General features: G+C 71.5%; 11 protein-coding genes. 9 read left to right on the top strand and 2 right to left on the bottom strand.

Going from position 1 to position 12642, the window contains the following annotated elements; translation table 11 throughout:
* Window positions 1-311: 311 nt before the first annotated feature.
* The 8 genes from Nocox_RS10075 (at window position 312) to Nocox_RS10040 (ending at window position 8469) form a co-directional block, all read left to right on the top strand.
* Window positions 312-1730, top strand: coding sequence for an aminotransferase-like domain-containing protein (locus Nocox_RS10075; protein WP_026214877.1), 1419 nt, complete (start codon window positions 312-314; stop codon window positions 1728-1730).
* Between the two features lie 188 nt (window positions 1731-1918).
* Window positions 1919-2434: a CGNR zinc finger domain-containing protein gene (locus tag Nocox_RS10070; protein ID WP_020545747.1), complete on the top strand. Its 516-nt coding sequence runs from the start codon at window positions 1919-1921 to the stop codon at window positions 2432-2434.
* A 44-nt stretch (window positions 2435-2478) separates the two neighbouring features.
* Window positions 2479-3087 carry a GNAT family N-acetyltransferase gene (locus Nocox_RS10065; protein ID WP_026214878.1) on the top strand — a complete coding sequence of 203 codons (609 nt, stop codon included), beginning with the start codon at window positions 2479-2481 and terminating at the stop codon, window positions 3085-3087.
* A gap of 21 nt (window positions 3088-3108) precedes the next feature.
* Window positions 3109-3984, top strand: a complete 876-nt coding sequence (locus Nocox_RS10060) for a 1,4-dihydroxy-2-naphthoate polyprenyltransferase (RefSeq protein ID WP_020545749.1) — start codon at window positions 3109-3111, stop codon at window positions 3982-3984.
* 23 nt (window positions 3985-4007) lie between these two features.
* A complete protein-coding gene (locus Nocox_RS10055) occupies window positions 4008-5018 on the top strand; it encodes an adenosine deaminase (RefSeq protein WP_020545750.1) in 1011 nt (336 codons plus the stop codon).
* 98 nt (window positions 5019-5116) lie between these two features.
* The gene (locus tag Nocox_RS10050) at window positions 5117-5809 is read left to right on the top strand and encodes a GAF and ANTAR domain-containing protein (protein ID WP_020545751.1); all 693 of its coding nucleotides are present in this window, start codon (window positions 5117-5119) and stop codon (window positions 5807-5809) included.
* Window positions 5810-5965: 156 nt separating this feature from the next.
* A complete protein-coding gene (locus Nocox_RS10045; RefSeq protein WP_157383318.1) occupies window positions 5966-7198 on the top strand; it encodes an FxsB family cyclophane-forming radical SAM/SPASM peptide maturase in 1233 nt (410 codons plus the stop codon).
* Window positions 7195-8469, top strand: a complete 1275-nt coding sequence (locus tag Nocox_RS10040) for an aKG-HExxH-type peptide beta-hydroxylase (RefSeq protein ID WP_020545753.1) — start codon at window positions 7195-7197, stop codon at window positions 8467-8469. The genes Nocox_RS10045 and Nocox_RS10040 overlap by 4 nt, the downstream gene beginning before the upstream one ends.
* Before the next feature lie 6 nt (window positions 8470-8475).
* Here the strand turns inward: Nocox_RS10040 and fxsT are convergent, their stop codons facing one another.
* A complete protein-coding gene (gene fxsT / locus Nocox_RS10035) occupies window positions 8476-10989 on the bottom strand; it encodes an FxSxx-COOH system tetratricopeptide repeat protein (protein WP_169577072.1) in 2514 nt (837 codons plus the stop codon).
* A 161-nt stretch (window positions 10990-11150) separates the two neighbouring features.
* Between fxsT and fxsA the strand changes: the two genes are divergently transcribed.
* Window positions 11151-11336, top strand: coding sequence for an FxSxx-COOH cyclophane-containing RiPP peptide (gene fxsA / locus Nocox_RS10030; RefSeq protein ID WP_020545755.1), 186 nt, complete (start codon window positions 11151-11153; stop codon window positions 11334-11336).
* A 13-nt stretch (window positions 11337-11349) separates the two neighbouring features.
* On the opposite strand, the gene Nocox_RS10025 is transcribed toward fxsA, so the two are convergent.
* Window positions 11350-12573, bottom strand: coding sequence for an MFS transporter (locus tag Nocox_RS10025; protein WP_020545756.1), 1224 nt, complete (start codon window positions 12571-12573; stop codon window positions 11350-11352).
* Window positions 12574-12642: the final 69 nt, after the last annotated feature.

Here is a 12642-nt window from a genome sequence, read left to right as displayed (position 1 = left end):
GCGCCCCCCGAGCACTCGCCCCGCGCACGCCGGACCCCCAAAGGCCGGACCTCCAGGTGGCCCAGGACGGGACGCGAGAGCCGCCCGAAACGGCGCCGGCAGAAGCGGCAGAGGCGTCAGACGGGACTCCCCCAGCGGACCCAGCGGACACAGGGGACCCAGACACAGGGGACCCAGACACAGGGGACCCAGCGGACACAGGGGACGTCGCCGATGCCTCCACGCCTAACCCGCCGGAGGCACCCCATGCGGCGGACGGACCGGAGGGGACCGCTACTCCATCCCCAACAGTAGCGCTATCATCATCTTTCATGTCCAACGATAGCAGTATCGCCCACATAGCCGCGATACTGCGCGAAGAGGCCGCCCGCCTCGGCCCCGGCGCCCGTCTCCCCTCCAGCCGGGAGATCATGCGCACCCACAACGTCTCCCCCGTCACCGTCTCCCGCGCGATCGGCCAGCTCGCCGCCGAGGGCCGGGTGGTCACCAGGCCGGGCAGCGGAGCCTTCGTCACCCACCCGCAGAGAACGGACGCCGGCCGGGAGTCGGCGGACCTGTCCTGGCAGACGGTCGCGCTCGGCGACCGCGTCGTGGACGCGGGTCCGGTCGCCGCGCTGCTGGCCGAGGCCCCTGAGGGCGTGGTCCCGCTGACCGGCGGCTACCTGCCGCCCGGTCTGCGCCCCGACCGGCAGCTCGCGGCGGCCGCCACGCGGGCCGTACGCCGCCCGGACGCCTGGGCCAAGCCGCCGCTCGCCGGCCTCGCCGAGCTGCGACGCTGGTTCGCCGACCAGACGGGCGGCGACGTGACCGCGGCGGACGCGCTGGTCGTCAGCGGCGGCCAGGCCGCGCTCACCCACGCCTTCCGTGCGCTGGCGGCTCCGGGGACGCCGGTCCTGGTGGAGACGCCGACGTATCCGGGGGCGCTGGCCGCGGCGAAGGCGGCCGGGCTGCGGGCGACGGCGGTGCCCGTGGACGGGTCCGGGGTCCGTCCTGAGCTGCTGGCGGAGGCGTTCGCGGTGACCGGCGCCCGTGTCTTCTTCTGCCAGCCCACCCTGCACAACCCGACCGGCGCCACCCTTCCTCCCGAGCGACGCCGGCAGGTGCTGGAGGTGGCGCGGGCGGCGGGCGCGTTCGTGATCGAGGACGACTACGCCCACTATCTCGCCGAGCAGCCCCCGCCCACGCTGGCCGCGATGGACGAGCACGGGACGGTGGTCCACGTACGGTCCCTGACGAAGATCCTCTCCCCCAGCATGCGGGTGGCCGCGGTGATCGCGCGCGGGCCGGCCGCGCACCGGTTGCGGGCCGGGCAGCTCGTGGAGTCGTTCTTCGTGGCCCGGCCGCTGCAGGAGGCGGCGCTGGAGCTGGTGGGGTCCCCGGCCTGGCGGCGCCATCTGGCGGCCGTGCACGCCGAGCTGCGCGTCCGCAGGGATGCCCTCGCCGCCGCGCTCGCCGCCCGCCTGCCGGAGGAGGTGGAGCTGCATCTGTTGCCCGCGGGCGGCATGCACCTGTGGCTGCGCCTGCCCGTGGGTCTGGATGAGGACGCCCTGGTGGAGGCCGCGCGGCGGCACGGTGTGCTGGTGAGCCCGGGGCGGATGTACTACCCGTCGGAGCCGCCGGGGCCGCGGCTCAGGGTGACGCACGCGGCCGCCGCTCACCTGGCCGAGCTGGACGAGGGCGTACGCCGCCTGGGCCGGGCGTTCCAGGACCTCGCCCGCCCGGCCCCGTGATCCCGGGCCCACCCCGCCCGGCCACGTGATCCCGCAACCACCCCCAACCCAGCCACGTGATCCCGCAACCACTCCCCACCCGGCCACGTGATCCCGCAACCATCCCCACCCGGCCACGTGATCCCGGAAAGTCCGCCCCGCCCGCAGCCGCGATCATGACGTTCATGATCGCCCGCTAGAGTGGGGACATGTCGTCCCCCGCGGAGCTCGTCCGAGACTTCGTGAACACCTACGACGTCGCCTCCGACACCGACGAGCTCTCCTCCCCCGCCGAGCTGACCGTCTGGCTGCGCGAGCGCGGCCTGACCGGCCCGCGCGAGCGCGCCACCGACGACGACCTGCACACCGCGCACGCCCTCCGCGAGGGCTTGCGGGCGGCGCTGCGGCGCGAGCCGGCCACCTTGCCCGGCCTTCCGCTGCGGGTCTGGGTCGGGGCGGGCGGTGAGCCGGAGCTGGTGCCGGCCGGGGCGGGCGTCACGGGCGGGCTGGCCGCGATCGCGGCCGCGACGCTCGGCGCCGCGTGGGACCGGCTGAAGGTGTGCGCGGAGGGGACGTGCCAGCGGGCGTTCATCGACTCGTCGAGGAACCGTTCCCGCTCGTGGTGTTCCATGAGGGTATGCGGCAACCGCACCAAGACACGGGCTTACCGGGCGAGGAAGCGGGGTTCGCGTCGTCTCCAAGCCTCAAACACCGATACGGTGTAACTCGTGCCTTGTGGCATGAACGGCAGGCGAAGGAGCGGGCCGAGATGGCAGACGTAGGCGTCCGGGCGGCCCGGCGCGAGGATGTGCTCCAGGTTGCGAATTGTCAGATCCGCGCCTGGCGCTACGGCTACCGGGACTTCCTCCCGGAAGGGCCGCTTGAGCAGATGACCGGCCCCGCGGCCGAGAAGATGTGGCTGCGCCAGTGGGACGAGGCGATCGTCGCCCCGCCCAGCCCCATGCACCGGGTGCTGGTGGCGGTGGAGACCATCCTCGACACCGAGGGCTTCCCCGCGCTGGGCGCGGGCGGCAGCGCCGCGCTCGTCACGCCGCGCGGCGGCGAGCGCGTGGTCGGCCTGGCCTCGCACGCCCCCGCCGAGGATCCCGACCTCGATCCCAGCGTCGTGGCCGAGATGCTGACGCTGCTGGTCGACCCCGACTTCGTCCGCCGCGGGCACGGCAGCCGGCTGCTCAACGCCACCGTCGACTACCTGCGCGACGACGGCTTCCGTCAGATCGTCACCTGGGTGTTCGCCGACAACTACGCGGTGCTCGGCTTCCTGGAGTCTGCCGGGTGGGGCGAGGACATGGCCGAGCGCGTTCTCGACATGGGCCGTCCCATCCGTATGGTGAGGCTGACCACGGACATCAGTTAGGCGAAGGACTAGGCACACGACATGGCAACACCCGGCCAGTGGATCGCCGGCGCCCGGCCGCGCACGCTCCCCAACGCCGTCGTCCCCGTCATGGTGGGCACGGGCGTGGCGATCGGCGAGGGCGGCTTCGTGTGGTGGCGCGCCGTCCTGGCGCTGTTCGTGGCGCTCGCCCTGCAGATCGGGGTCAACTACGCCAACGACTACAGCGACGGCGTCCGCGGCACCGACGACCAGCGGGTCGGCCCGATGCGGCTGGTGGGCTCGCGCGCGGCCACGCCGCGCCAGGTGCTGACGGCCGCGCTGGGCTGCTTCGCCGTCGCCGCGGTGCTGGGGCTGGCGCTGGTCGTGGTCACGCGGGCCTGGTGGATCCTGCTGGTGGGCGCGGCCTGCATCGCCGCCGCGTGGTTCTACACCGGCGGCGAACGCCCGTACGGCTATCGCGCGCTGGGCGAGCCGGCCGTGTTCCTCTTCTTCGGCGTGGTGCCGGTGGTGGGCACGACGTACGTGCAGACCGGGTCGCTGAGCTGGGCGGCGCTGTTCGCCTCGATCCCGGTGGGCCTGCTGTCGTGTTCGATGCTCGTCGTCAACAACCTGCGCGACGTGGGCACCGACGGGGAGTCGGGCAAGCGTACGCTCGCGGTCGTGCTCGGGCCGGGGCGCACCCGGGCCCTTTACGTGGCCTGCCAGGTGGTGCCGTTCGTGGTGGCGCTGGCGATGGTGCCGATCACGCCGTGGGCGGCGCTGGTGCTGCTGGCCGCGCCGCTCGCGGTGCCGCCGATCCGGGCCGTGCTGGGCAGGGCCGTCGGGCCGGGGCTGATCGCGGTGCTGCAGCAGACGGGCAAGCTGCAACTGGCGTACGGGTTGCTGTTCGCGGTGGGTCTCGCCCTCGTCTTCTGAGGCCGGCGTTCTAGTCTGGGCAGATGAAGGACTTCATCGCCGGACTGCCCAAGTGCGAGCTGCACCTGCACATCGAGGGAACGCTGGAGCCGGAGCTCAAGTTCGAGCTGGCCGCCCGCAACGGGATCGACCTGCCCTACGCCTCGGCCGAGGAGATGCGCGCGGCCTACTCGTTCGACAGCCTGCCGTCCTTCCTCACGGTCTACTACGAGAGCATGCGGGTGCTGCGCACCGAGCCCGACTTCTACGACCTGGCCATGGCCTACCTCCGCAAGGCGGCCGAGCAGAACGTCCGCTACGCGGAGATCTTCTTCGACCCGCAGGCGCACACCGGGCGCGGGGTGCCGTTCGACGTGGTGATCCGGGGGCTGCGGCGGGCGCTGATGGACGCCGAGGCGCGGCTCGGGGTGCGGGCGCAGCTCATCATGTGCTTCCTGCGCGACTTCCAGGCCGAGTACGCGATGGCGACGCTGCTGGAGTCGCTGCCGTACAAGGAGTGGATCGCGGGCGTCGGCCTGGACTCCGACGAGAAGGGCAACCCGCCGGCGAAGTTCGCCGAGGTGTACGCCCGCGCCCGCGAGGAGGGCTACCTGCTGACCATGCACTGCGACGTCGACCAGGACGACGCGGCCGAACACATCCGCCAGGCGATCGAGGACATCGGCGTCGACCGGATCGACCACGGCGTCAACATCCTGGAGGACCAGCGGCTGGTGGAGCTGGTGCTGGCGCGGGGCATGGGGCTCACCTGCTGCCCGATCTCCAACGGCTTCGTCACCGACTCGATGAAGGCCGAGGGGATCCGCAAGCTGATGGACCTGGGCGTGCGGGTGACGATCAACTCCGACGATCCCGCGTACTTCGACGGCTACGTCCAGGAGAACCTGGTCGCCCTCCAGGAGGCGCTGCAGCTCAGCGAGGAGGAGCTGGCAGGGCTGGAGCGCAACGCGTTCGAGGTGACCTGGCTCCCCCGCCCCGTGAAGGACGCCTACCTCGCCGAAGTGGACGCCTATCTGGCCTCCAGGGCACGCTGAAAGGTGGCGTAAGGCTCGCGCCGCAGGGCAGTCGTATCGTTGCGGACGGTCCGGACAACCGAGGCGAGGGATCTTCGTTGAACCGGCCTAGTGTCCCCATGGACATCGAGGAGTTCGAACGGGCGCTCGGGGACTGCGTCTCCATCGCCACGCGCGCCATGCCGGATGCCCCCATGATGAGCATCGCGCTGCGTGCCGAGGGCGGGCTGCGTACCGTCGCCTGCTCCGATGCGCGGGCCGAGCTGCTCGACGAGCTGCAGTCGGTCACCGGTCAGGGGCCCTGCATCGACGCGCTCGACACCGGCGAGCCCGTCACCTGCGCCGACCTGGCCGCCGACCCCCGCTGGTCGCGTTTCACCGCCGAGGCCGGGCTGCGGAGCCTGCACGCGGAGCCGCTGAAGTCGGAGGGGCTGCTGCTGGGCGTCCTGACGCTGTACTCGGGCGAGCGCGGCGGTTTCGCGGAGGCCACGCGGGTGACGGCGCGGGTGACGGCCGGGCACATCGGGGTGCTGTTCCGTACCGCTCTGGGCGCGGCCCGGCTGAAGGAGGTGGCCGCGCAGCTCAAGGAGGCGCTCGACACGCGGGCGGTGATCGACCAGGCGCTCGGCATCGTGATGGCGCAGCGCCGCTGCACCTCGCGGCAGGCGTTCGAGGTGCTGCGGCACGTCTCGCAGGACCGGAACGTCAAGGTCCAGCAGGTGGCGGCGGGCATCGTGCGGAAGGTGACCGGCGAGGCGCCGCAGCGGCCGCGTTTCGAGGAGCCGCCGCGGGTGCGTCCCCGGATGCGGTGAACACACTCCCGCCCCGGAAATCCACGATATTTATCGACTTTTCGAGGAATTGCGTCATAACCCGGGAGCATTCTTTTCTTGACGTCGTGAATCTTGACTGGGCCGCAAAGTGGGTAAAGATGGAGCGGGGTGCTTCACGACGCTAAGAGGTAGCCGTTGTCACTCAGCCCTGAGCCGGAACTCTCGCACACCACGGGGTTCCCGGATCTCCTCGACGTCGACGCGTTATTGGCGGGGGGCTGGCAGCCGCTCGCCTTCCAGCAGTTCATCCTCAAGGTCCACAGCCGCTGCGACCTGGCCTGCCGCCACTGCTACGTCTACGAGATGGCCGACCAGAGCTGGCGCGAGCAGCCGCGCAGGATGTCCGACGCCATCGCCGACCGCGCGATCCAGCGCATCGCCGAGCACGCCGCCGCCCACGATCTCGGCGAGATCGACGTCATCCTGCACGGCGGCGAGCCGCTGCTGGCCGGCCCCGACCTCATCGCCCGCATCGTCCGGGGAGTGCGCGGCGCGGTGGCCACGGGCACCCGGGTCAACGCCCACATCCAGACGAACGGCGTGCGGCTGCACGACGACTACCTGCGTCTGTTCGAGTCGCTGGAGATCCGGATCGGCGTCAGCCTCGACGGCGACGCGGAGGGCCACGACCGCCGCCGCCTCTTCCTCGACGGGCGCGGCAGCCACGCCCTGGTCAGCGAGTCGCTGCGGCGGCTCAGCGAGGGGCCCTACCATCACCTGTTCAGCGGCCTCCTCTGCACCATCGACGTGCGCAACGACCCGATCCGCACCTACGAGGCGCTGCTGGAGTTCGACCCGCCCGCGGTCGACTTCCTGCTGCCGCACGGCAACTGGGCCGAGCCGCCGCCGTTCCGCGAGCCGGACTCCCCCGGCACGCCGTACGCCGACTGGCTGATCCAGATCTTCGACCGCTGGTACGACAGCCCGGTGCTGCAGACCGACGTCCGCCTGTTCAGGGAGATCATGCGGCTGCTGATGGGCAGCCCCTCGCGGGCCGAGAACGTCGGCCTGTCCCCGGTGCGCATGATCGTCATCGAGACCGACGGCGGCATCGAGCAGTCCGACAACCTCAAGAGCGCCTTCCACGGCGCGGCCAGGACGCCGCTGCACGTGCTGCGCGACCCCCTGGACGCCGCCCTGCTGCACCCGGCCATCGCCGCCCGGCAGATCGGCGAGCTGGCGCTGTCGTCCACCTGCCGCCGCTGCGACCTCGTCTCGGTCTGCGGCGGCGGCCAGTACGTCCACCGCTACAGCCCGGCGACCGGTTTCGCCGAGCCATCGGTCTACTGCCCCGACCTGTACCGGCTGATCAGTCACATCGCGGCGCGCTGCGGCGGTGACCTGGCCCGGCTGAGAGGAGGGCGATGAGGCTCGCCGTCCACGAGCTGTCCGACGCCGCGTTCGCCGCGCTCGCCGCGGGCGGCGGCGGCGCGGCGGCCCTGGCGGAGCTGTGCGCGGCCCAGACGAGCAAGCACCTCCTGCTGGTACGCCTGGCCGCCGAGGAGTCCGGCACCGCGGCCCGCGCGTACGAGGCGCTGGCCTCGCTGGAGGCGGACGCGCCCGAGGAGGTGAGCCGCTGCCTGCGGCACCCGGCGGTGGGCGCGTGGGCGCTGCGCGCCTGCCGGGGCCAGGCAGATCCGGGGCTGCTGGCGGGGATCGCGCTGGCGGCCGCCGTACGGGCCGGGGCGGCGTGCCGGCTGGAGGCGCCCGTGTCCGGTGGGCGGCTCATGCTGCCCTCGCTCGGCCTGCTGACCCTGCCGCCCGGTTTGCCGTCGGGCAGCCGGGACCGCGTGGCCGTGACCGTGGAACCGGTGGACGGCAGGGCGATGGACGGCAGGGTGGAGGTGCGCGCCGGGCGCGGCAGGGTGCTGGTGCGTCCCGGGCGGGACGGGCGGGGATGGCAGACTCTGCACCGGTTGCCCTTCGGCCCGGACACCGAGATGACCGTCGACGACCTCGACCCCTACCGGTGGCTGGGCGGCGACGTGGCGGGCCGGCTGACGCCCGCGTGGCGGCGGCGGTGGAGCGCCTGCCTCGGCCAGGCGTGGGAGATCCTGCGGGCACGGCACGCGATCGTGGCCGAGGAGGTCGCCGCCATGGTCTCGGTGCTCACCCCGGTCCACGGCACGGCGCTGGAGCAGCGCAGCGCCTCCGCGCGCAACCTGTTCGGGGCCGTCGCCCTGTCCGACCCCGTGAACGGGATCGGCATGGCGCTCACCCTGACCCACGAGCTGCAGCATCTCAAGCTGTACGCGCTGACCGACCTCGTCACGCTCACCCTGCCGGACGACGGGCGCCGCTTCTACGCCCCCTGGCGACCCGACCCGCGGCCGCTGGAGGGCCTGCTGCACGGCGCGTACGCACACGCCGCGGTGGCCGCCTTCTGGCAGCGGCACCTCGGCGACCCCGAGCACGGAGGGCGGGCCGAGGTGGAGTTCGCGCGCTGGCGTACGGCGTCCTACCAGGTCACCGGGACGCTGCTGGACAGCGGTGGGCTGACCGAGGAGGGGCGGCGGTTCGTCGGCACGCTGCGCGACACGCTCGCGCCCCTGCACGGCGAGCCGGTGAGCGCGGCCGCGGCGGCGCGCGCCAAGCGGCTGGCCGAGGAGCACCGGCGCTCGCACGGCCCCGTCCGCTGACCAGGATCAGATGGGTGGCGGGTCGAAGTCGCAGTTGAGCCGCTCGCCCGCGAGCAGGCCGAGCGCGTCAGGATGCTCGCGCCCCATCGACAGCTCGAAGCGCTGCGTGGTCTCGGCGAGCAGTTGCTTGGACTCCTCGCTCGCGCCGGTCGCCTCCAGGTCGAGGCAGAGGTTGGCGGCGCAGATCAGGCTGAGGTAGTGCTCGGCGGAGAAGCCGGCCTGGACGACCTGCAGGTTCTCCTCGCCCACGGCACGGGCGTCCTCGTGCCTGCCGAGTGCGGCGAGGTCGTTCTGCAGGTTGATGGCGCAGCTCACGGTGTAGTCGTGGTCGCGGCCGACCCGCCGGGTGAGACCGGCCAGCGCCTGCTGGTCGAGGGCGAGGGCGGCCCCGGGGTCGCCCTTGAGGCGCAGGAGCAGGGCGTGGTCGATGTGAGCCGCATGGGTGAACGGATGGTCCTCGCCGAAGGCGCCCGGGTAGAGCCGCAGCGCCCGCTCCGTGAACTCCAGGGCCTCGTCCAGCTCGCCCACGGCGCGCAGCACGTTGGCCAGGCCGACGGAGGCGGCCAGCGTGTTGGCGTGCTTGTCGCCGAACAGGCGGCGTGAGCGGATGTAGGTGTCCCGCATGACCTGCAGGGCCTCGGGCAGCCGGCCGACGCGCCGGAGGCAGATCGCGTAGTCCTTGGCCGCGAGCAGCGTACTCGGGTGGTCCTCGCCCAGGCTGGCCACGCCGTACGAGTACGCCTCCTCGGCGAGGTCGGCCGCCACCTCGAATTGGCCGCCCAAGCGGACGGCGCGGCTGAGGTTGGTCCAGGTGAGCAGCAGCACCCGGCGGCCGATGCCCTCCATGCTGCTCTGCTTGAGGTAGACGTCCTGCAGCAACTGGCTGGCGCGGTCGTAGTCGCTGGTCAGGGTGTAGTCATGAGCCAGGCTGTGGCGAGCCCGCAGGGTCTGCGGGTTGGTGTCGCCGTAAAGGCGTTCATAGGTCTCGGCCGCCTCCGCGTCCAGCTTCTGGGCCTGGGAGAACTCGCCCCGGCCACGCAGCGCGCCGGCGTAGCCGGTCTTGGCCCACAGCGTCTCGGGCTCGTCGGGGCCGAGGATGTCCACCATCCGGGAGAAGGTCTCCGACACCAGCTCGGCGGCCCTCGCGTACTGGGCGAGCTGCAGGTAGACGTTGGCCAGGTGGACGCGGGCGACCAGCACGTCCTTGTGGTCGGGGCCGTCGACGTCGGTCCACTTCGCGATGTACTCGTTGAGCAAGGACTGCGCCTGGCGGTAGCTGCCGCGTACGTAGAGGTAGCGCACCAGGTCGAGGGCGAACCTGCGGACGGCGGGCACCGTGCAGTCGATCAGCCCGGACGGCTCCAGGTGGGCGGCCAGCTCCTCGTAGCGGGGCCAGTTGACCGTGTCTTCGGGGTCGGCGGGAGCGGTGCCCGACAGCAGCAGGTGGACCTCGTGGCGCAGCTCGGCGCGGTCCTTCTCCGGGGTCTCGTCGCGCAGCAGGGCCTGGTTGAGCCGGTGGACCTGGAGAGTGCGGACGGACGGCTCGACCTTGACCAGGGCCAGTCGCTCGAGCTGGCTGAGCGCGTTGGTGAGCGTGATCGGGTCGGAGAGGATGGGCCCGAGCCGCGGGCCGACCGCGCGGTTGCCCCGGCGGAAGACGTCGCGCGGGATGGGCTCGGGGCCGAAGAACGCGCAGCAGCGCAGCACCTCGACGGCGGCGGGAAGGGTCTTCTGGAGCTGATCGACCGACAACCGCCAGGCGGCGGTCATGGACGTCGGGTAGGTGGGTGACTTCTCCAGCTCCAGCAGTCTGCTGGTCTGCTCCTGCAGCAGCTCCAGGTAGTCCTCGACCGGCATCAGGGTGCGCACCAGCAGGGCCGCGGCCTGCTCCAGCGCGATCGGCAGGTCGCCGAGCTGCTCGGCGATGCGGTCGGCTTCCTCGATGCTGATGGTCTCGCTCAGGCGTCTGCGCAGGAAGGCCACGCTCTCCTCACGGCGGAACACGTCCACCTGGATGGTGGGCTCGTGGTCGCTCCAGCGTGAGTTGCGTGAGGTGATGATGACGTGGCCGGGGCCTCTCGGGATGAACTCCTTGATGTATTCGGGCTCCTCGGCGTTGTCGAAGATCACCAGCCAGCCGCGGTAGGGAGACCCGCTCTCCAGCGTCCGGATGACCTCCTGGGCCGTTTTCTCCACGCCGGTGCTGCTCGCGGGCGGCAGGCCCAGCTTCGGCGCCATGTCGGCCAGCGTCGAGGGCACCAGCAGGGGCTGGTCGGCCGAGACCCACAGGACGAGGTCGTAGTGGGCACGATATTGCCAGGCGTACTCGATGGCGAGCTGCGTCTTGCCGACGCCGCCGAGTCCCTGGAGCGCCCGCGGCTGCGCGACGACCGCGGTGACGGTGTTGATGCCTTTTCTCAGCACCGTGAGGAGGTCCTTGCGGCCGGTGAAGTTCGGATTGCGATTGGGCACGCGCTCCCAGACCTGTGAGCTCTGCGGCGGCAGGAAATTCTCCGGCACGTCGGTCCTCCGCTTCATATCCGAAGAGGTGAGGCAACCGTAGAACCCCATACTAGAGGTTGATTAGCTCCTTGTGCTGCCACAGAATCCTTAATAGGAACAATTAACAACACGCTCGCACATCGGCTCACCTGCGGGCGACCGAAACGGATGGAGTGCGCATGCGCGACAGGCACCAGAAGCAGGGCGTGTTGATCGACGTCAGCGCTCTTTCCTTGGCGGACATCCAGTCGGTGGACAGCGCGGCCCTCCGGGCGGCGATGAGGTCCTGCCTGCACGAGACGGAGGACGTCGCGGCCTTCGACAACTCACTGGCCCGCGAGAATCCCGTGCCGCAGCTTTCCTGACGAATCGCTGCCCTCACCGGTCGGCACCGGGAGAGGGCACGAGATCCTGGGACAGGCGCAGCGCCCCGAGCATCTTCGGCAGTCTGGGCAGTTCGGGCCGCGGCAGGTCGGGCGGTAGCAGCGGTGTCAGCCGCACGCGGATCGGCCGCCAGGTGCTCACCAGCGCCACGGCCACCATGAGCAGGCACAGCACCGCCGATCCGCCCTGCACGTCGCCCCACGTCACCATGAAGCCGCCCAGGGGCGCGGCGAAGCAGAACGCGCCGCGCGAGGACAGGCGCGACACCCCGACCACGCGCGCCAGCGTGGCCGGATCCACCTTGTGGACCTCCACCGACCTGATCGCCACGTTGCTCAGCGCGCCGCCGATGCCGGTGGCGACCAGGGCGAAGGCGAAGAAGTACGACGGCAGGCCCACGTACGTGCCGAACGCCGCCAGGACGAGCGCGAACACCCAGATCCACAGATGCAGTCGCAGCACGTTACGCACCGGCGGCAGCACGAGCGACAGGACGGACCCCAGCACGCCTCCCACTCCGCCGGCCGAGAGCACGATCCCGACCTTGAGCGAGGACATGCCCTCGGACCCCGCGACGTAGATCATGATCAGGGTGTTGACCATGAGGTTGGTGAAGGTCGTCACCGCTATCGAACCGCCGAGGAAAGGCAGTTTCGTGAGCACCCGGAAGCCCTCGGCGAGGTCTCTCCACCCGGACGGCCGGTTGGGGCGCCTGCCCAGGTCGCGCCCCCAGGTGAAGAACAGCGCGAAGGAGAACGTGAAGAGGATCGAGTTCACCACGAACGGCACGATCCGCCCCACCCCGAAGAGGTAGCCGCCGAGCGGCCGGCCGGCCAGTGAGGCGAAGTGGCTGGCGGCCTCGCTCTTGGCGAGCGCGGTGTGCATCCTGGCCGGTTTCACCATCGCGGGCAGCAGGGCCGACTCCGCCAGGGTATAGAGCACCCAGAGGCCGCCCTCGGCCGCCGCCGCCAGCAGGAGATGCACGAGCGTCGGACCGCCGGCCATCATGGCGAGCAGCACGGAGGCCACGCTGAGCAGCCGGCCGGCCTCGACACAGAGGATCACCCGGCGAGGTGAGATCCGGTCGACGAGAAAGCCGCCGGGCACGTAGAAGAGCAGGATGGGAATGGTGAGCGCGAACCCGGCCCAGCCCGCGGCGGCGGGTGAGGACGTCTGTGTCAGGGCGAGAAGCGGGTAGGCGACGCCCAGCGTGCGCATGCCGACTGTCGAAATGGCCGAACCTATCCAAATAGGGGCGATTCCGACCCTTATCGGCACTTTTAGTGC

It is taken from the genome of Nonomuraea coxensis DSM 45129, from assembly GCF_019397265.1.
Classification (GTDB): Bacteria; Actinomycetota; Actinomycetes; order Streptosporangiales; family Streptosporangiaceae; genus Nonomuraea; species Nonomuraea coxensis.
The sequence above is the reverse complement of the archived record's forward strand: the minus strand, read 5'-3'. Positions and strand labels throughout refer to the sequence as shown.

What these genes read in the sequence shown, in the direction of transcription:
- Nocox_RS10075 (WP_026214877.1), top strand. Translation starts at nt 312, where the DNA reads ATGTCCAACGATAGCAGTATCGCCCACATAGCCGCGATACTGCGCGAA.
- Nocox_RS10070 (WP_020545747.1), top strand. Translation starts at nt 1,919, where the DNA reads ATGTCGTCCCCCGCGGAGCTCGTCCGAGACTTCGTGAACACCTACGAC.
- Nocox_RS10065 (WP_026214878.1), top strand. Translation starts at nt 2,479, where the DNA reads ATGGCAGACGTAGGCGTCCGGGCGGCCCGGCGCGAGGATGTGCTCCAG.
- Nocox_RS10060 (WP_020545749.1), top strand. Translation starts at nt 3,109, where the DNA reads ATGGCAACACCCGGCCAGTGGATCGCCGGCGCCCGGCCGCGCACGCTC.
- Nocox_RS10055 (WP_020545750.1), top strand. Translation starts at nt 4,008, where the DNA reads ATGAAGGACTTCATCGCCGGACTGCCCAAGTGCGAGCTGCACCTGCAC.
- Nocox_RS10050 (WP_020545751.1), top strand. Translation starts at nt 5,117, where the DNA reads ATGGACATCGAGGAGTTCGAACGGGCGCTCGGGGACTGCGTCTCCATC.
- Nocox_RS10040 (WP_020545753.1), top strand. Translation starts at nt 7,195, where the DNA reads ATGAGGCTCGCCGTCCACGAGCTGTCCGACGCCGCGTTCGCCGCGCTC.
- fxsA (WP_020545755.1), top strand. Translation starts at nt 11,151, where the DNA reads ATGCGCGACAGGCACCAGAAGCAGGGCGTGTTGATCGACGTCAGCGCT.
- Nocox_RS10025 (WP_020545756.1), bottom strand. Translation starts at nt 12,573, where the DNA reads ATGCGCACGCTGGGCGTCGCCTACCCGCTTCTCGCCCTGACACAGACG.